The sequence below is a fragment of the Cryobacterium sp. BB307 genome, assembly GCF_012274275.1.
Lineage (GTDB): Bacteria > Actinomycetota > Actinomycetes > Actinomycetales > Microbacteriaceae > Terrimesophilobacter.
Genome location: NZ_JAANZA010000001.1, coordinates 1,216,624 through 1,233,686 on the forward strand (window position 1 = coordinate 1,216,624; position 17,063 = coordinate 1,233,686).

The 17,063-nt window shown below is 68.5% G+C and carries 18 protein-coding genes; 15 read left to right on the top strand and 3 right to left on the bottom strand.

Annotated features, from left to right (window positions below; genetic code table 11):
* The first annotated feature begins 46 nt into the window (after positions 1-46).
* From HGK58_RS05960 to HGK58_RS14045, 5 genes are read left to right on the top strand one after another with little or no spacing between them, the layout of a single operon-like run.
* The gene (locus HGK58_RS05960) at positions 47-352 is read left to right on the top strand and encodes a hypothetical protein (RefSeq protein ID WP_168626566.1); all 306 of its coding nucleotides are present in this window, start codon (positions 47-49) and stop codon (positions 350-352) included.
* Complete coding sequence (locus HGK58_RS05965; RefSeq protein WP_168626567.1) at positions 349-1,992, top strand: hypothetical protein; 1,644 nt, start codon at positions 349-351, stop codon at positions 1,990-1,992. The genes HGK58_RS05960 and HGK58_RS05965 overlap by 4 nt, the downstream gene beginning before the upstream one ends.
* Positions 1,989-2,456: a hypothetical protein gene (locus tag HGK58_RS05970; RefSeq protein WP_168626568.1), complete on the top strand. Its 468-nt coding sequence runs from the start codon at positions 1,989-1,991 to the stop codon at positions 2,454-2,456. Before HGK58_RS05965 ends, HGK58_RS05970 begins: the two co-directional genes overlap by 4 nt.
* A 32-nt stretch (positions 2,457-2,488) precedes the next feature.
* Positions 2,489-3,103 carry a hypothetical protein gene (locus tag HGK58_RS05975; RefSeq protein WP_168626569.1) on the top strand — a complete coding sequence of 205 codons (615 nt, stop codon included), beginning with the start codon at positions 2,489-2,491 and terminating at the stop codon, positions 3,101-3,103.
* Between the two features lie 31 nt (positions 3,104-3,134).
* On the top strand, positions 3,135-3,692 hold the full coding sequence (locus tag HGK58_RS14045) for an FHA domain-containing protein (RefSeq protein ID WP_168626570.1): 558 nt from the start codon (positions 3,135-3,137) through the stop codon (positions 3,690-3,692).
* A 105-nt stretch (positions 3,693-3,797) separates the two neighbouring features.
* Here the strand turns inward: HGK58_RS14045 and HGK58_RS05985 are convergent, their stop codons facing one another.
* Positions 3,798-4,859: a Glu/Leu/Phe/Val dehydrogenase family protein gene (locus HGK58_RS05985; protein ID WP_168626571.1), complete on the bottom strand. Its 1,062-nt coding sequence runs from the start codon at positions 4,857-4,859 to the stop codon at positions 3,798-3,800.
* Positions 4,860-5,023: 164 nt separating this feature from the next.
* Between HGK58_RS05985 and leuC the strand changes: the two genes are divergently transcribed.
* From leuC to HGK58_RS06015, 6 genes are read left to right on the top strand one after another with little or no spacing between them, the layout of a single operon-like run.
* Positions 5,024-6,511: a 3-isopropylmalate dehydratase large subunit gene (leuC, locus tag HGK58_RS05990; protein WP_168626572.1), complete on the top strand. Its 1,488-nt coding sequence runs from the start codon at positions 5,024-5,026 to the stop codon at positions 6,509-6,511.
* Complete coding sequence (gene leuD, locus HGK58_RS05995) at positions 6,511-7,107, top strand: 3-isopropylmalate dehydratase small subunit (protein WP_168626573.1); 597 nt, start codon at positions 6,511-6,513, stop codon at positions 7,105-7,107. The genes leuC and leuD overlap by 1 nt, the downstream gene beginning before the upstream one ends.
* 16 nt (positions 7,108-7,123) lie before the next feature.
* On the top strand, positions 7,124-8,491 hold the full coding sequence (gene murA, locus HGK58_RS06000) for a UDP-N-acetylglucosamine 1-carboxyvinyltransferase (RefSeq protein WP_168626574.1): 1,368 nt from the start codon (positions 7,124-7,126) through the stop codon (positions 8,489-8,491).
* 2 nt (positions 8,492-8,493) lie between these two features.
* Positions 8,494-9,252, top strand: a complete 759-nt coding sequence (locus HGK58_RS06005) for a lysophospholipid acyltransferase family protein (RefSeq protein WP_349236142.1) — start codon at positions 8,494-8,496, stop codon at positions 9,250-9,252.
* Entirely contained in the window at positions 9,245-10,285 is a 1,041-nt protein-coding gene (locus HGK58_RS06010) for an NAD(P)H-dependent glycerol-3-phosphate dehydrogenase (RefSeq protein WP_227411985.1), read from the top strand. The genes HGK58_RS06005 and HGK58_RS06010 overlap by 8 nt, the downstream gene beginning before the upstream one ends.
* Before the next feature lie 4 nt (positions 10,286-10,289).
* Positions 10,290-11,384 carry a D-alanine--D-alanine ligase family protein gene (locus HGK58_RS06015; protein ID WP_168626575.1) on the top strand — a complete coding sequence of 365 codons (1,095 nt, stop codon included), beginning with the start codon at positions 10,290-10,292 and terminating at the stop codon, positions 11,382-11,384.
* Here the strand turns inward: HGK58_RS06015 and HGK58_RS06020 are convergent.
* Positions 11,381-11,872, bottom strand: coding sequence for a DUF3515 domain-containing protein (locus HGK58_RS06020; RefSeq protein ID WP_168626576.1), 492 nt, complete (start codon positions 11,870-11,872; stop codon positions 11,381-11,383). The genes HGK58_RS06015 and HGK58_RS06020 overlap by 4 nt on opposite strands.
* 23 nt (positions 11,873-11,895) lie before the next feature.
* Between HGK58_RS06020 and thiL the strand changes: the two genes are divergently transcribed.
* On the top strand, positions 11,896-12,873 hold the full coding sequence (thiL, locus tag HGK58_RS06025; RefSeq protein WP_168626577.1) for a thiamine-phosphate kinase: 978 nt from the start codon (positions 11,896-11,898) through the stop codon (positions 12,871-12,873).
* 66 nt (positions 12,874-12,939) lie between these two features.
* Here the strand turns inward: thiL and HGK58_RS06030 are convergent, their stop codons facing one another.
* The gene (locus HGK58_RS06030; RefSeq protein ID WP_168626578.1) at positions 12,940-13,506 is read right to left on the bottom strand and encodes an RsmD family RNA methyltransferase; all 567 of its coding nucleotides are present in this window, start codon (positions 13,504-13,506) and stop codon (positions 12,940-12,942) included.
* A gap of 113 nt (positions 13,507-13,619) precedes the next feature.
* Between HGK58_RS06030 and HGK58_RS06035 the strand changes: the two genes are divergently transcribed.
* From HGK58_RS06035 to cofE, 3 genes are read left to right on the top strand one after another with little or no spacing between them, the layout of a single operon-like run.
* Positions 13,620-15,722, top strand: a complete 2,103-nt coding sequence (locus tag HGK58_RS06035) for an ATP-dependent DNA helicase RecG (protein ID WP_168626919.1) — start codon at positions 13,620-13,622, stop codon at positions 15,720-15,722.
* Positions 15,723-15,755: 33 nt separating this feature from the next.
* A complete protein-coding gene (gene coaD, locus HGK58_RS06040) occupies positions 15,756-16,247 on the top strand; it encodes a pantetheine-phosphate adenylyltransferase (protein ID WP_168626579.1) in 492 nt (163 codons plus the stop codon).
* The gene (gene cofE, locus HGK58_RS06045) at positions 16,244-17,020 is read left to right on the top strand and encodes a coenzyme F420-0:L-glutamate ligase (protein ID WP_168626580.1); all 777 of its coding nucleotides are present in this window, start codon (positions 16,244-16,246) and stop codon (positions 17,018-17,020) included. The genes coaD and cofE overlap by 4 nt, the downstream gene beginning before the upstream one ends.
* The last annotated feature ends 43 nt before the right edge of the window (positions 17,021-17,063 follow it).

A 17,063-nucleotide genomic window follows, 5' to 3' on the forward strand; every position in this document is an offset into this window, starting at 1 on the left:
CGCCCGGAGATTCAAGGCTTCGCTACAGTGTCGCTGAGGGGGCAATATGAGCGATATCCGGATCGATTTCGACCGGCTGGATCGGGCTGACCAGCGGCTGAACACCGTGCTCGCCGACTTCACGAGCGTCGGCGAACTCTCCGCCCACGTCCCGGATATCGCCGGGCACGCCGCAGTCGCCGGGGCGACGCGCGATTTCCGCGACGCGTGGAGCATCCGCCGCGAGCGGCTCACGGAGGAGCTCACATTCGTGCGCGAGTCCGTCGTCGCCATCAGGGACACCTTTCGTGCCCTCGACTCCGAACTCGAGGCGCGCGTGACGGCCTTCACGAGCACGGAGGGCGGGGCGTGAGCACCCAGCTGTGGATGTTCGAGGAGCTGCCGGGTGACCCGCGTACGCTCACGGAGGAGTCCACTCGATTGGCGACGATCGCCGAGACGCTCCGCAGCCTCTCGATAGTGCTCAACAACGTCGCCGACGACGACCTCACGATCGGCAAGTCAGTCGACGCGATGCGTGAGCGCACGCGCGTGGTCTCCGCCGACCTGGTCACCGTCGAACCGCGCTACACCGAGACCTCGGCGGCACTCACCGACTACGCGGTGGTGCTCGAGGACACCCAATCGCGCGTGCGCGAACTGCGGACGGAAGTCGCCGCGCACGAGCATGACCTCGCCGTTGCCGAGCCCACTCTGCGCGACCTGGAACACCGCACCACGATGGCGGCGATGGCGGGGGAGGATCCCGGCGTCATCGAGGACCTGCTGAGTCGCCAGTCGTACTACCGCCGACAGGTGGCGGATGCGCAGGCCGGGCTCGCGGCCGCCTGGCAGCGGTACAACCAAGCTCTCGAGGAGCGCAATCTTGCCGCGGAGGCGGCAGCAACGCGCATCCGGATGGAGCTCGGCACCCTCAACGACGGCTTTTTCGATCACGTCGGAGCCGTGCTGGAGGACCTCGGTGGGTTCGTCGCTGCCGTAGGCGAGTGGATCGTGCGGGTGCTCGACACGGTGCTCACGACATTGCTCCTCATCGTCATCGTCGTCGTGTCCCTCGTCGTGGTGCTCGCGGTGGTGCTGGCGCTGTTCCCGGTCTTCCTCACGCTCATCACGTCTGGTGCGCTGACCATGGATGGGTTCGTGGAGGTGCTCGTCGGCGTGGCGCTCGTCGTCGTGCCGCTACTGACCGGCGCCGTCGCTGCGCTCATGCTGCGCGAAGCGCTCACGCCGACGCCGACCGTGCGGCCCGTGACGGATACGCTCGGCGGGCGACTCGTGAACAAGCAGGGTGCATCGGACTACCAGTACTTGTTCCAGAACAACGGGAAGCTCGACGAGAACGGCGGCAGGGACCGCACCGTCGTCGAAGTGGTTCGGGTGCTTGATGACAGCGGTGCACCGGCACTGGACGAGTTCGGCAATCCGATCTGGCGCGTGACACTGCCGAGCACCCAGGACTGGCAACTGCTGATGGGCGGCGCTTTCGGTGACGCCGGAGCGGTCAACGACCTGGGCTCCAACCTCACGCTGATTCTCACCCCAGACCAGAAGGCCGCCTACGAGCGGGCAGTGCTCCAGGCGATGAGCGACGCCGGGATCGGACCGGATGACTCGGTCATGCTCGCAGGCTGGAGCCAAGGAGGAATTCTCGCCGGCGCAATGGCATCGGACCCTGATTCGCCGTTCAACATTCGCGCCATCGCCGTCGCCGGTGCGCCGATCGATCACATGCCGATCCCGCCGACGGTTTCGGTGCTCGCGATCCAGCATGACGGCGATCACGTTCCCCGACTCGACGGCACCCCGCCGCGCCAAGGGCCGAACTGGGTGACGATAACCGAGCCGTCTGGTCGGTCGGGATACCCTCACAACGCCGACTACTACGCCCAAACTGCCGCTCGGGTGGACAGCGAACGGCAATCGATGTTCTTTTCCGACTTCGAGCTCGCGTATCAATACGAGTTCGCCGAGGCAGAAACGGCGGTCAAGTGAACAATCGGATCGCGGCAGCGCTGGCAGTAGTGCTGGCCACTCCGTTCGCGCTGAGCGGGTGCGTGGCGGCCCCCGACTTCCACACCGTGGTGCCCGCGGCGGTCGTCGCATCCGACCCGGTCATTGAGGACGCCTTCACGGCTACGTCCACCGGCATTGCCGGCGTCGGAGTGTGGGTGCGGGTGTACGTGACGTCGACAGAGCACGACGATCTGGTGCGCGTGATCGACAGCGCGCTCGAGGCGACGCTTGCGGCATCCCCAGTACGTCCCGTGAGCGTGCGGCTTGATGTCGCAGCGTCGCCGATGCCGGGTGAGCCGAACATGTCGCAACCGAACATCTCGATCGAGGATGCCGCACGCGAACTGGACCTCTATGACGGTCATCTCTCGGACGACACCATCTCCGGAACGATCGACTTCTTCGAGGAGCGGTACGGCACCTGGGAAGAACTGCGCCAGTGAGCACTCCACTGGACACTCCGCCCACTGAAGCCATGCCCACCCTGCGATTCCGCTTGCCTGGCGACTGGTGGGCGACCTCCCTGCTCGACCGGGAGGCGGCGATCGCGGCGGCGACCCGCCTCATCCGTCACCGCATCGGCACCACCGATGACCGGTCAGCGCTTCGGGCGCGGCTGCGCCGGGAGTTCACCGCCGCGATCGACGAAGCCATCGCGGGCAACGGGCAGAGCATGTTCCTTGCAATCCAGCTGGTTGACGGCCTGCCGTTGCCGATCACCATCACGGTGTACCTGCTCGATGTCGAACTGGTCCCAGCGGTCGGGACGCGCGGCGATCGCGTGCTGGGCATCCTGCGGCAGGGGTTGGAAGGCTCCGCGGACACCGGCGACCTGACCGCGCTCGAACTGGCCGGAACATCCGCGCTGCGACGAGATCGCATCCGGGCAACTGCTGTCGGCAGCGGCGACGACAGCGGGAGCCTTGACGTGCTCATCGTGGACTACTGGCTGGCCGTTCCGGACACCAAGCGGGTGGTGCTCGTGAACTTCTCCACGTCGATGGCGGGGCTCCGGGAACACCTGCTGCCGTTCTTCGACGCGCTCATGCGCGTCGCGTACTGGGAGAAGCAGCAGCAACCCGACCGGTGAATGAGCACGCGGCATCCGTTACCATTGCCGCGTGAGCGCAATAGGGGACGAGCAGGACGGCTTCATCACGCTGCCCCCCGGCATCGCGCCACCGAACCTCGACACGAACTCGGGGACGCGACGGATCCCGCAGCGGCCGCGTGATGAGATCGTGTTCCTGCCGGCACCGCCCGGGGCAACCCCGCCCGCGCCAGCAGTCACCGAGGCGCCGCCGCAAGCGGTCGTCGCGGCACCAACGGCAATCGACGAGGAGACTCGGTTCGCGCCGCGTAGGGGCAGGTGGAGCATTGTGCTCGAGAGCGGCGTGAGCGTCACCATGGATGCGACGACCGTGCTTGGCCGCAACCCGGCCGCGAACGAGCGGTGGCCGGATGCCCAGCTGCTGCAGGTCGACGACGCCCAGAAGACGGTGTCGAAGACGCACGCGGCGCTCGAGCTCGTCGATGAGGAGCTCTGGATTCACGATCTGGCGTCAACGAACGGCGTGTGGGTGGACGATCAGCGAGTCGAGCCGGGCGAGCGGATGCGCGTGCATCCCGGCCAGGAAGTAAGCCTCGGACGCTTCAACCTGCGCGTAGAGCGCTCCTGATCCCAACTCCCTCGCGCGGGTGTTCCTTCCACGCGCGGGCGTTGCAACACCCGCGCGCGAAAGTTTCACCCGCGCGAAGCGATGTGACAGGAGGGGCCGGATGGCCTACCGCGCGGCGTCGAGCCGCGCGAAGGCCAGCCGCTCAGCGGCCTCGAGCGTCGTAATGCCCTGCTCCTTGGCGTCCCGGAAAATCGTCGCGACCGTGTCACCGATCGCCGCGACGCGCCGCTCGATCGCTGCACCGTCGGCATCCGGCTCCGACGCCATGGCCAGGTAGATCACGCCACCCGCGTTGACCACGAAATCGGGAGCCCACAGGATGCCCCGCTCGGCGAGCAGCCCGGCGCCATCGTGCGAAGCAAGCTGGTTGTTGGCCGCCCCGACGACACCGCGCACCCGCAGATTCGCGATCACCTCGGGCGTCAGCACCTCGCCCAGGCCGCACGGCGCGAGCAGGTCGGCCTCGACCGTCCACGCCTCGTCGACGCCCACCCAGTTCGCACCCAGCTCATCGGCCAGCGCCTTCTTGCCCGGGTTCACATCCGTGACGGTCAGTGTCGCGCCGTCGGCCGCGAGTGAACGGGCCAACCGGCCACCCACCTGGCCCAGCCCGACGATGACGACATGGCGACCGGCGACATCCTTCGAGCCGTAGAGGGCGTCGAGGGTCGCGAGCACGCTCTGGTGCACGCCCGCCGCTGTTGCATCCGCCGGTTCGCCGACGCCGCCCTGGTCGGATGGCAGTCCGCACACGTGAGCGGTGCGCTCGGAGACGACGGCCATGAGTTCGGCGCTGGTGCCGACATCTTCCGCGGTCATGTAGGCGCCGCCGAGGCTCTCGACCGCGTCACCCAGGTCAAGCATCGCGAGCCGCTTCTGCTCCTCGGTCAACGTCACGCCCATCGGCACGTGGATCACCGACTTGCCGCCACCGCGGTTCAGGCCGGCAGCGGAGTTCTTCAGGGTCATCGCCTTCGCCAGGCGCAGCGAATCGGCGACCGCGTCGGTCCAGTTCTCGTACTGCCAGATGCGGGCACCGCCCAGGGCCTGACCGAGTCGCGTCGAATGCACCGCGACGCTGATGGTTAGACCGGATCGCTCCCCGGAGGTGATGAGCACCCGTTCGTGCTCGAGGGGGAGGGACGAGAGAGGGTCGGTCGCCGGCATTGAGTACTCCTTTGTAACTGGCCTTGTGGGCTTCACGGGCGGGCCCAAAGGGTCGGTGCCCATGGGAATCCTAGTGCCGCGCCGGGGGCCGTAGACTGGAATGATCGCTTTCCCGCGTGCGAAGCGCGCGCGGGGTGAATTCGCATGTCGCAAGGAGGAAAGCCGTGGGCAGGACGCTGGCGGAGAAAGTCTGGGACGACCACCTGGTCGTCAAGGGTGAAGACGGTTCGCCCGACCTTCTCTACATCGACCTCCACCTCATTCACGAGGTCACCAGCCCGCAGGCGTTCGACGGACTCCGGATGGCCGGCCGCCCGGTCCGCCGGCCCGACCTCACGATCGCGACCGAGGACCACAACACGCCGACGCTGAACATCGACAAGCCGATCGCCGACCTCACCAGCCGCACCCAGATCGAGACGCTGCGCCGCAACGCCGAGGAGTTCGGCATCCGTCTGCACTCGCTGGGCGACAAGGAGCAGGGCATTGTGCACGTCGTCGGCCCGCAGTTGGGGCTGACCATGCCTGGCATCACCGTCGTCTGCGGCGACAGCCACACTTCGACGCACGGAGCATTCGGGGCGATGGCGTTCGGCATCGGCACGAGCGAGGTCGAGCACGTGCTGGCGACCCAGACGCTCCCGCTGAAGCCGTTCAAGACCATGGCCATCACGGTCGAGGGTGAACTGAAGCCCGGCGTGACGGCGAAGGACATCATCCTCGCGATCATCGCCAAGATCGGCACCGGCGGCGGCCAGGGCTACGTGCTCGAGTACCGCGGCAGTGCCATCCGCTCGCTCTCCATGGACGGCCGGATGACAATCTGCAACATGTCGATCGAAGCCGGTGCGCGCGCGGGAATGATCGCACCGGATGAGACCACCTACGAGTACCTGAAAAGTCGCCCGCACGCGCCTCAGGGAGCGGACTGGGACGCCGCCGTCGCCTACTGGGAGACGCTGAAGACCGACGATGACGCCGTCTTCGACGCCGAGGTGTACCTCGACGCTGCCGAACTCGAACCGTTCGTGACCTGGGGCACCAACCCCGGCCAGGGCGTGTCGCTGAATGACCGGGTTCCCGACCCGGCGCTGCTGGACGACCCGAACGAGCGCGCCAACGCCGAGCGCGCTCTGGAGTACATGGACCTCGCCGCCGGCACCGCGATGAAGGACATCAAGGTCGACGCGGTGTTCATGGGTTCGTGCACGAACAGCCGCATCGAGGACCTGCGCGCGTTCGCATCCGTTGTGAAGGGCCAGAAGAAGGCCGACGGCGTTCGCGTCATGGTCGTGCCGGGCTCCGCGCGCGTTCGCCTTGAGGCCGAAGCCGAGGGCCTCGACAAGGTGTTCGAGGAGTTCGGCGCAGAGTGGCGGTTCGCCGGATGCTCGATGTGCCTCGGCATGAACCCCGACCAGCTGGCGCCGGGGGAACGTTGCGCATCGACCTCCAACCGCAACTTCGAAGGCCGACAGGGCAAGGGCGGGCGCACCCACCTGGTGTCGCCGCTCGTCGCCGCGGCCACCGCCATCCGGGGAACGTTGTCCGCGCCGTCGGATGTCGTCGCCACAGGCAGCACGCTGCCGCCGGTCATCGAATCGGTCGGTGTTCCGGCCGGGGCCCAGTCCACCGCAGAGGGGAGCGCACGCTGATGGAGAAGTTCGAGACCCTCACCGGAGTTGCCGTTCCGCTGAAGCGCTCCAACGTCGATACCGACCAGATCATCCCGGCGGTGTTCCTGAAGCGCGTCACCAAGACGGGCTTCGACGACGCGCTGTTCCACGCCTGGCGTCAGGACCCCGACTTCGTGCTCAACGACCCGGCGTTCCAGAACCCGCGCGTGCTCATCGCCGGCCCGGACTTCGGCACCGGGTCCAGTCGCGAGCACGCCGTCTGGGCGCTGCGCGACTACGGGTTCGCTGCGGTCTTCTCGCCCCGGTTCGGTGACATCTTCCGCGGCAACTCGGGCAAACAGGGCCTCCTCACCGGGCAGATCAGCCAGGAGGAGACCGAGGAACTGTGGGCCATGATCGAAGCCGACCCCGGGATTGGGGCCACGGTCGACCTGGTCGAGCGGACGCTGACGCTGGGAGATCGCTCAGTCGCTTTCGAGATCGATGATTACACTAGGTGGCGGTTGCTCGAGGGCCTTGACGACATCGGACTCACGTTGCGCGAGGAGGCGCAGATCACTCGCTTTGAGGATGCCCGAGAATCGTGGCGACCCACTACTCTTCCCGCACGCTAACCCTCAAGGTGGTCACATGGATTCTGCTGTCACGGATGCCCAGAAGGCAGGTGCACGGGTAGGCCTCAAGGCCGAGAAGCTCACCATCAACGGTGGGAACCCGCTACGCGGGCGTGTCACCGTCCGTGGGGCGAAGAACCTCGCCACCAAGGCGATGGTCGCAGCCCTCCACGGCGAGACCCCGAGCGTGCTGAAGGACGTCCCTGACATCAGCGATGTTCAGGTGGTCAGGGGTCTGCTCGAGGTCTACGGTGTCGTCGTCTCGGAGCCCGCCGCCGGCGAGCTCCGCTTCGACACGAGCAACGTCGAGAAGGCGCACTTCGCCGAGATCGATGCGCATGCGGGCGCGAGCCGCATCCCGATCCTGTTCTGCGGGCCGCTGCTGCACCGCCTCGGTGAGGCGCGCATCCCGGACCTGGGCGGATGCCGCATCGGCGACCGCCCGATCGACTTCCACCTCGACGCGCTCCGAGCGTTCGGCGCGGTCGTCGACAAGAGCTACGAGGGCATCCACCTGACCGCCCCGAACGGGTTGCGCGGTGCCGAGATCACGCTGCCCTACCCGAGCGTCGGCGCCACCGAGCAGGTGCTGCTCACCGGCGTGAAGGCAAAGGGCGTCACCGAGTTGCACAACGCGGCGATCGAGCCCGAGATCATGGACCTCATTGCGGTCCTGCAGAAGATGGGTGCGATCATCTCGGTCGAGCCCAGCCGCACCATCCTCATCGAGGGCGTCGAGTCGCTGCAGGGCTACAACCACCGCGCACTGTTCGACCGGAACGAGGCCGCGAGCTGGGCATCCGCAGCGCTTGCAACGCGCGGCGACATCTTCGTCGCGGGTGCACAGCAGTCCCAGCTGATGACCTTCCTCAATGTGTTCCGCAAGGTAGGTGGGGCCTTCGACATCGAGGAAGACGGCATCCGGTTCTACCACCCCGGTGGCGAACTGAAGCCTGTCACCGTCGAAACCGACGTGCACCCCGGCTTCATGACCGACTGGCAGCAGCCGCTCATCGTCGCGCTGACCCAGGCGACCGGGACCTCGATCGTGCATGAGACCGTGTACGAGAACCGGTTCGGCTTCACTGACGCGCTCAATGAGATGGGCGCGAACATCGTCGTGCACCCCAAGGGCCTGCCCGACCACCCGCGCCGCGTCGCCCGCCGCGAGTTCGAGCAGGCGGCGGTCATCACCGGGCCGACTCCGTTGCACGGCGCCGACATCACCGTCCCCGACCTGCGCGGCGGCTTCAGCCACCTCATTGCGGCCCTGGCGGCCGAGGGCACCTCCACCGTCAGCAACATCGGCATCGTCAGCCGAGGCTACGAGCACATCATCGAAAAGTTGGACGCCCTCGGCGCTGATTACTCCTTCGAAGGCTGAGAGTGGCGCCGGGGGAGACAGGGGCGCGTAAGCCCAAGTCGGAGAAAACACCGCTCTATCGGGTGATCGCGTTCTTTGTCGTGCCGCTCATGAACCTGCTGGCGCGGTACGACATTCAGCACAGCGAGCATCTGCCGGCAAGCGGCCCGGCCGTCGTCTCACCGAACCACTACAGCGAGATCGACCCGATCGTGATCGGGCTGGCCATGTGGAAACGGGGAAGGACGCCACGCTTCCTCGCGAAGGCGAGCCTGTTCAAGGTGCCGGTGGTGGGCTGGATCCTGCGCAAGACCGGGCAGATCCCGGTGGAGCGCCGGCAGCGCAACACGAGCGACCCGCTCGCCGCGGCCAACAAGCTCACCGAGAACGGCCTCGCGGTCGTCATCTACCCGGAGGGCACGCTCACTCGCGACCCGGACCTGTGGCCGATGCGCGGCAAGCATGGGGCGGTCCGGATGGCGCTCGAACACGACGTGCCGCTCATCCCGGTCGCGCACTGGGGAACCCAGGCGGTACTGCCTCGGTACGGCAAGAGGATCAGCTTCTTCCCGCGCAAGGACATCTCCATCCGGTTCGGCGCGCCCGTCGACCTGACGCCGTTCAAGGGGCGCCCGCTCGACCATGCGACCTTGAACGCCGCCACAGACAAGCTCATGGACGCGATCGCCGCACTGCTGTCCGAGCTGCGCGGCGAGCCCGCTCCCGCCGAACGCTGGGACCCGTCAAAGGCCGGCCAGAGCGAGACGGGGCGCTTTGACTAGCACGCTGCCGATCCGCATCCCGCAGCCCGGCAAACGCCGGGTCGCTGTGCTGGGTGCCGGCAGCTGGGGCACGACCTTCGCCAAGGTGCTCGCCGACGGCGGATCGGATGTGGCGCTGTGGGCGCGGCGGCCGGAGCTTGCGCGGGAGATCGCCGAGTCCAAGCGCAACAGCGACTACCTCCCCGGCGTCAATCTGCCCCGGGATCTGTGGGCGAGCCCGCAGCTCGATGCCGTGCTCGACGGGGCTGAGATGGTGTTCGTCGCGGTGCCCAGCCAGAGCCTGCGCGAGAACCTGCGCGCGGTGCGGGACATCCTGCCACCGGATGCGATCATCGCCAGCCTGATGAAGGGCGTTGAAATGGGCACTGCGCTGCGCATGAGCGAGGTCATCCGCGACGAACTGCGCGCCGAACCCGCCCAGATCGCAGTGGTCTCCGGCCCGAACCTCGCCCTGGAGATCGCGCGGGAGGAACCGACGGCATCCGTCGTCGCATCCGAGAACCTCGACACCGCCACGCTCGTCGCGATGACGGCATCCAGTCGCTACCTCCGCTCCTTCGTCAACACCGACGTCATCGGCACCGAGTTCGGCGGCGTGCTGAAGAACCTCATCGCCGTCGCCATCGGCATCGTCGACGGCGTCGGCTACGGCGAGAACACCAAAGCCTCGATCATCACGCGCGGCCTGGTCGAGATGACGGACTTCGCGGTCGCCTACGGCGCACGACCGGAGACACTCGCCGGGCTGGCCGGGCTCGGCGACCTCATCGCGACGTGCGAGTCGCCGCTGTCCCGGAACAACACCGCCGGGCGGCTGCTCGGCCAGGGCTACTCGTTCACTGACGTCATCAAGCAGATGAACCAGACCGCGGAGGGCCTCGCATCCGTCGCTCCGATCCTGGAGCTGGCGCTCGCGAAGGGCGTCGAGATGCCGATCGTCTCGCAGGTCGCCGAGGTGCTCGCCGGTACCATGAACCCCCGGGACATCGCCCCGCACCTCACCATTTCGGACGAACCGCAACCGGAGAACTAGGTAAGTGACAGACAAGACCACCGTCGTACTCGTTTTCGGCGGCCGCTCCAGCGAGCACGCCATCAGCTGCGCCACCGCGGGCGGGGTGCTCGCGGCCATCGACCGCGACCGGTACGACGTCATCCCGGTCGGCATCACCACCGACGGCGCGTTCGTGCTCGAGGAGGACGACCCGCAGCGGCTCGCGCTGGGCGCCGAGTTGCCCACTGTCATCGACAACGGCACCAGGGTGCTGTGGCCTGAGTCCGCGGCGACACGCGAGTTGCGCGTCGTGGAGACGGATGGCTCGGTGCGGTCGCTCGGCGACATCGACATCGCATTCCCGATCCTGCACGGACGGTTCGGCGAGGACGGCACGATTCAGGGCATGTTCGAGCTGATCGGCCTGCCCTACGTCGGAAACGGCGTGCTCGCATCCGCCATCGCCATGGACAAGCACATGACCAAGTCGGTGCTGCAGAGCGCTGGCGTGGAGGTTGCCCCCTGGGTGGCCGTGACCGAGGCCGACTGGCGCGACGAGAGCGAACTGTGGGGCAGGCGTGCGCGTGGCCTCGCCCTGCCGCTGTTCGTCAAGCCGGCGCGGGCCGGATCGTCGGTGGGCGTGACCAAGGTCGAGGACTGGGACGACCTGGACGCGGCGCTCGACGTGGCGTTCGCCGAGGACCGCACGGCGATCATCGAGCAGGCGATCGTCGGTCGGGAGATCGAGTGCGGCGTGCTCAGCGGCCGCGACGGCGGGGCACCCAGGGTGTCGCTGCCCGGCGAGATCCGGCTCACCGGTCGCGAGTTCTACGACTTCGACGCGAAGTACCGTGACGCCCCCGGCGTCGAGCTGGTGTGCCCGGTGGAGCTCAACGAGGGTCAGCAGCGTGAGCTCGAGCGGGTCGCGACGCGCGCGTTTCGGGCGATCGGGGCATCCGGGCTCGCCAGGATCGACTTCTTCCTGACCCCGTCATCGGACCTGATCGTCAACGAGGTGAACACGCTGCCGGGGTTCACGCCGATCTCGATGTTCCCGAAGTGCTGGATCGCCAGCGGCATCGAGTACCCGGAGCTCATCAGCGAACTGATCGAGCTGGGGTTCGAGACCGTCCGCTAGTCGGACTGCTCGCCGGGCTCCGGCAGGTCGAGCACCTCGTTCGGGTCGGTGCACGCGCCGGTCGCCTTGATGTTGCCGACCGCGTTCGACAGTTGGATGAGCGCGTTGGTGCCGGATGCGACGTCGCCGTCGACGATGACCTCGACCGCGGGGTCACGGCCGTAGGTCGTGAAGACGTAAGTCGGCGCGTTGCTGTCGTCGCGGATCCAGTCGATGCCGTCTAGTTCGACGCACAGTTGCGTCGTCGGGCCGGGAACCGGGACGCCGCAGCGCAGGATGATCGCGGTCGGGTCACCCCACGCGCCGGTGGCTTGCGCATCCGTGTAGCGGTACTCGAACTCGTCGATCGCATCCGGCAGGCGCACGATCACCTCGGCGCAGTCCGGGTTCACGGCATCCGGCGCCGCGTCGAGCGACACGGCCGGGGAACACGCCGTCAGGCCGCCGAGCAGGAGGGCAGCGACCGCGACTGATTTCGACGATCTCATCCTCTTCAGGCTACCGTGAGTGCATGCAGCGCCAGGACCCGCACGAGACCCTCGGCTCGGTCGGAGAACTGGGCGTGCTGAGCCGGATCTTCCCGCTGCTGCCGTCGTCTTCGGCCGAGCTGCTTGGCCCAGGCGACGACGCCGCGGTGATCGCTGCACCGGACGGGCGGTACGTCGTCACCACCGACATGATGATCCACGGGCCGGACTTCCGGCTCGCCTGGTCGACCCCGCATGACCTCGGCTGGAAGGCCGCGGCAACCAACCTCGCCGACGTGGCCGCGATGGGCGCTACGCCGACCGCGCTCGTCGTCGCGCTCGCCGCACCGGCCGAGACGCCGGTCGAGGTGCTCGAGGGGATCGCCGACGGGCTGCGAGAGGCGTGCCTTGAGCTCGCATCCGGGTGCGGTGTCGTCGGAGGGGACCTGTCGGTGTCGGACACGCTGACCTTCGCGGTGACCGCATTCGGCGACCTGGAGGGGCGCGACCCCGTGCTCCGCTCGGGCGCACGGGTCGGCGACCAGGTCGCGGTGTCCGGTCCGCTCGGTGCGTCCGCCGCCGCGCTGAGGCTGCTGTTCGAGCGCGCGGTGGATGAGCACGGGGAACCGGATGCCGCGCTCGCCGCCGGCCTGCGGAGCGACACCCCCGCGCAACTGGCCCCACGGCCGCCGATCGGTGACGGCGTGCTTGCGGCGAAGGCAGGCGCCACAGCGATGCTGGACATCAGCGACGGGCTCGCTATCGACGCCGGGCGCATCGCGCGGGCAAGCGAGGTCGCGCTCGACTTCGCGGCCTCGGAACTCGGCCCCGACCCGGAGCTCGCGCTCGGCGGGGGAGAGGACCACAGCCTGCTCGCGTGCTTCCCGCCGGATGCGGCGCTGCCCGGCGGATTCCGCCGCATCGGCACCGTCGTCGACGGCTCCGGTGTGCTGGTCGATGGGGAACCGCACGACCTCACCGGGTGGGACCCGTTCCGGGGCTGGGACCACTCCCGCGGGTGAATTGTTCACGCGCGGGTGTTGCAACACCCGCGCGCGGAAGGTGCACCCGCGCACGCGGACGCGAGGTCAGCCCCTCGCGAGCCAGTACAGCGCGGTGTCGCCGTAGTCCTTGCGGCGCTCGAGCACCAGGCCATCCGGCAGTCGCGGCTCCGGCGAGCGGGACGAACGCTCGAGCAGCACCGCAGCATCCGGAGCCAGCCGCGCCGCGAGCGCCTCGAGGTTGTGCCCCAGCTCCACTTCGCCCATCTCGTACGGCGGGTCCATCAGCACGACGTCCCACTCGCGCGCGTCCGAGTTCAGGAACGCCTGCACACTCTGCCCGGTGACCTCGATCACCAGCTCATGCCCGGCAGGTGCCGTCCGCTTGACGAGGGCCGCATTCCGCCGACACACCTGCGTCGCACCGTGGCTGCGCTCGACGAGGACCACCAGCGCCGCACCCCGGGACGCAGCCTCCAGCCCGAGTGCGCCGGAGCCCGCGTACAGGTCGAGCACGCGCGCCCCCTCGACGAGGTCACGCGCGTCCAGCGACGAGAAAATCGCTTCCCGCACCCGGTCGCTCGTCGGGCGGGTGCCGTGAACCGGGGTGCCGATCGTCAGCGAACCGGCGAACCCGGCGATGATGCGTGTCACGCCAGTCAGCCTAAACGGGCACCGGATGCCGGTGCTGGCCGCCTGCGGTGGGTAGCGTTGACCCCGTGGAATCGCCGCTCGACCAGAAGCTCAGCAATTCCGCGGTGGGGCGGATGGCCAAGGCCCTCGACCGCGGGCTCGGCCTCGTCACCGTCGGCGACCTCCTGTCCCACTACCCGCGCCGGTATGCGAGCCGTGGTGAGCTCACCGACCTCGGTCGGCTGCCGCTCGACGAGACGGTCACCATCGTCGCCGAGGTGCTGGGTGCCTCCAAGCGAAAGATGCGTGAGCGGCGCGGCGAAATCCTCGAGGTGACGATCGGTGATGGCAAAGGCATCATGACCCTCACCTTCTTCGGGAAGGGGGCGTACCTACCCGAGAAAGACCTCATCCCGGGCGTGCGCGGGATCTTCGCGGGCAAGGTCAGCTCCTACAACAATCGCCGCCAGCTGACGCACCCCGATTACAAGCTGTTCGACCCGGACCAGGGCCTGGATGCGGCGGCGTGGGCGCAGCGACCGATCCCCATCTACCCGGCGACCGCGTCCCTCAAGACCTGGAAGCTGCACGACGCGGTGTGCGCTCTGCTCGACACGCTGCCCCCGCTCGAGGACCCGGTGCCGGATGCCGTGCGCATCAAGCGGGGACTGCTCCCGTACCAAGAGGCGCTCAATCTCATCCATCGCCCGAATGAGGAGTCAGACTGGCGGGCCGCCCGCAAGACGCTCCGCTTCCAGGAAGCCTTCGTGCTGCAGTCGGCGCTGCTGCAGCAGCGCGCAGAGCTGCGCAAGCAGGCCGCGACGCCTCGCGTGCCGAGGCCCGGGGGACTGCTCGAGCGCTTCGACGCGCAGTTGCCGTTCACCCTCACCGGCAACCAGCGCGCTGTTGGCGAGCAGCTCGCCTCCGACCTCGCTGGCGACGAGCCGATGAACCGACTGCTGCAGGGCGAAGTCGGCTCCGGCAAGACCCTCGTCGCCCTGCGCGCGATGCTCGCGGTCGCCGACTCCGGCGGCCAGTCGGCGCTGCTCGCACCCACCGAGGTGCTCGCCGCGCAGCACTTGCGCTCGATAGTGAAGACGCTCGGCCCGGACCTCGCCGCTGAGGTGCACCCGACCCTCATCACCGGGCAGCTGCCGACCGCTTACCGGCGCAAGGCGACCCTGTCCACCGTCGCCGGGCAGGCGCGCATCGTCGTCGGCACGCACGCGCTCATGAGCCAGTCGGTGGAGTTCTTCGACCTCGGGCTCGTCGTCGTCGACGAGCAGCACCGGTTCGGCGTCGAACAACGCGAGGCGCTGCGACTCAAAGGCGCCACGCCGCCGCACGTGCTCGTGCTGACGGCGACGCCGATCCCGCGCACCGTCGCAATGACCGTGTTCGGCGACCTCGACGTGTCGACCATCGCCGAGCTGCCGGCCGGGCGGCAGGGCATTGAAAGCTTCGTGGTGCCGCTCGCCGAGAAGCCGGGCTGGGAGAACCGCATCTGGGAGCGGCTGTCCGAGGAACTCGCCAAGGGCAGGCAGGCCTTCGTGGTCGCACCGGCGATCGACAGCTCCAACGTCGAGCTGGACGACCCGGATGCCGAGCCGATGGACGCCAAGTCGGTCAGCAGCGTCGCCGACACCCTCGCCAAGCTGCGCAAGCATCCGCTGCTGGCATCCGCTCGCATCGAGCCGCTGCACGGCAGGCTGCCCAGCGACGAGAAGGATGCGATCATGCGCGCGTTCGCAGCGGGCGACATCGACGTGCTCGTGGCGACGACGGTGATCGAGGTCGGGGTCGACGTGCCCAACGCCGCGGTCATGGTGGTGCTCGACGCCGACCGGTTCGGTGTGTCGCAGCTGCACCAGCTCCGCGGCCGCGTCGGCCGTGGCGGCGTGCCCGGACTGTGCCTGCTCGTGACGACCGCCGAGGCGGGCACGATCTCCCGGGAGCGGGTCGACGCGGTCGCCGAGACCCTCGACGGGTTCGTCCTCGCCCAGAAGGACCTCGAATTGCGCCAGGAGGGCAACGTCCTCGGCAGCGTCCAGTCCGGGCGCCGCTCGTCGTTGAAGCTGCTGCGTGCAGCAAGAGACACCGACCTGATCGGCGAGGCGCGAGCGCTCGCCGCCGACGTGCTCGCCGGCGACCCCGACCTCCAGCGGAACCCGACCCTCGCGCGCGCCATCACGACCCGACTGGATGAAGCAGAGCGCGACTTCCTCGCCAAGGCCTGACGCGTTGCGGGGTGCGCCCGATAGGGTTTAGCCATGCGCAGGATCGCCGTCGTTCCGGGGTCGTTCGACCCGATCACCCTTGGTCACCTCGACGTGATCGACCGAGCGGCTGGCCTCTTCGACGAGCTCCACGTGCTCGTCGTGCACAACCCGGACAAGTCCGCCCTGCTCCCGGTCGCCCAGCGCGTGTCGTTGATCGAGCGGGCGATCACGGATGCCGGGATCGCCGGCAACATCATCGTCACCTCTTGGACCGTCGGACTGCTCGTCGACTACTGCACCGAGGTCGGCGCCACCGTGTTGGTGAAGGGCGTCCGCTCACAGGTGGATGTCGCCTATGAGACGCCGATGGCGATCGTGAACCGCAACCTGGCCGGCGTCGAGACCATCTTCATGCTGCCGGATCCCGGCCACGCGCACGTCTCCAGCTCGCTCGTGCGCCAAGTCGCAGCGCTCGGCGGCGACGTCAGCCCCTACGTGCCACGCGCGGTCGCAGAGTACCTGCAGCAGCCCAGCCCCCGATGACCGCAGCCTTCAGCGTCTTCGCGCTCGATGGCCTCCCCGAGGTCGGCGCAGGAGACGACCTCGCCGCGCTCATCCTCCAGGCAGCTGACGAGACCACGCTGCAGGATGGCGACATCCTGGTCGTCACAAGCAAGGTCGTCTCCAAGGCGGAGGGGCGCTTCGTGGCCGCGGCCACTCGCGACGACGCGATCACCGCGGAAACCGTGCGCGTGGTCGCGTCCAAGGAGCATCCCGGTGGGGTGACGCGCATCGTCGAGAACCGGCAGGGTCTCGTGCTCGCGGCCGCCGGCGTCGACTCGAGCAACACGCAGGAAGGCTACGTGCTGCTGCTGCCAGAGGATCCGGATGCCTCCGCTCGCAGCCTCTGCTCGGCACTCCGGGCGAGCGGTCCGCGGGTCGGCGTCATCATCTCCGACACCCTCGGACGCGCCTGGCGCCTGGGGCAGACCGACGTCGCAATCGGCGCGGCAGGCGTGCGAGTGCTGGAGGACCTGCGTGGCAGCACGGATGCGGGCGGGCGGGTCCTGGAGGCGACGATCGTGGCGCTCGGCGACCAGCTCGCCGGCGCGGCTGAGCTCGTCAAGGGCAAGGCCGCCGGCCGCCCGGTCGCGGTCATCCGCGGGCTGGGGCACCTGGTCACCGGGCTCGACGCACCGGGCGCGCACGCGATCATCCGGCCGGCCGACGAGGATTTGTTCCGCGAGGGCGCCGCGGAGGCCTACGCTCGCGGCTACCGCGACGCGGTCGAGGGGGCGCCCGGCGGTCCCGCCTGAGCACCTGCCGCAGGGCTGAGTGACGCTCTCCCCAAAGGGGCGA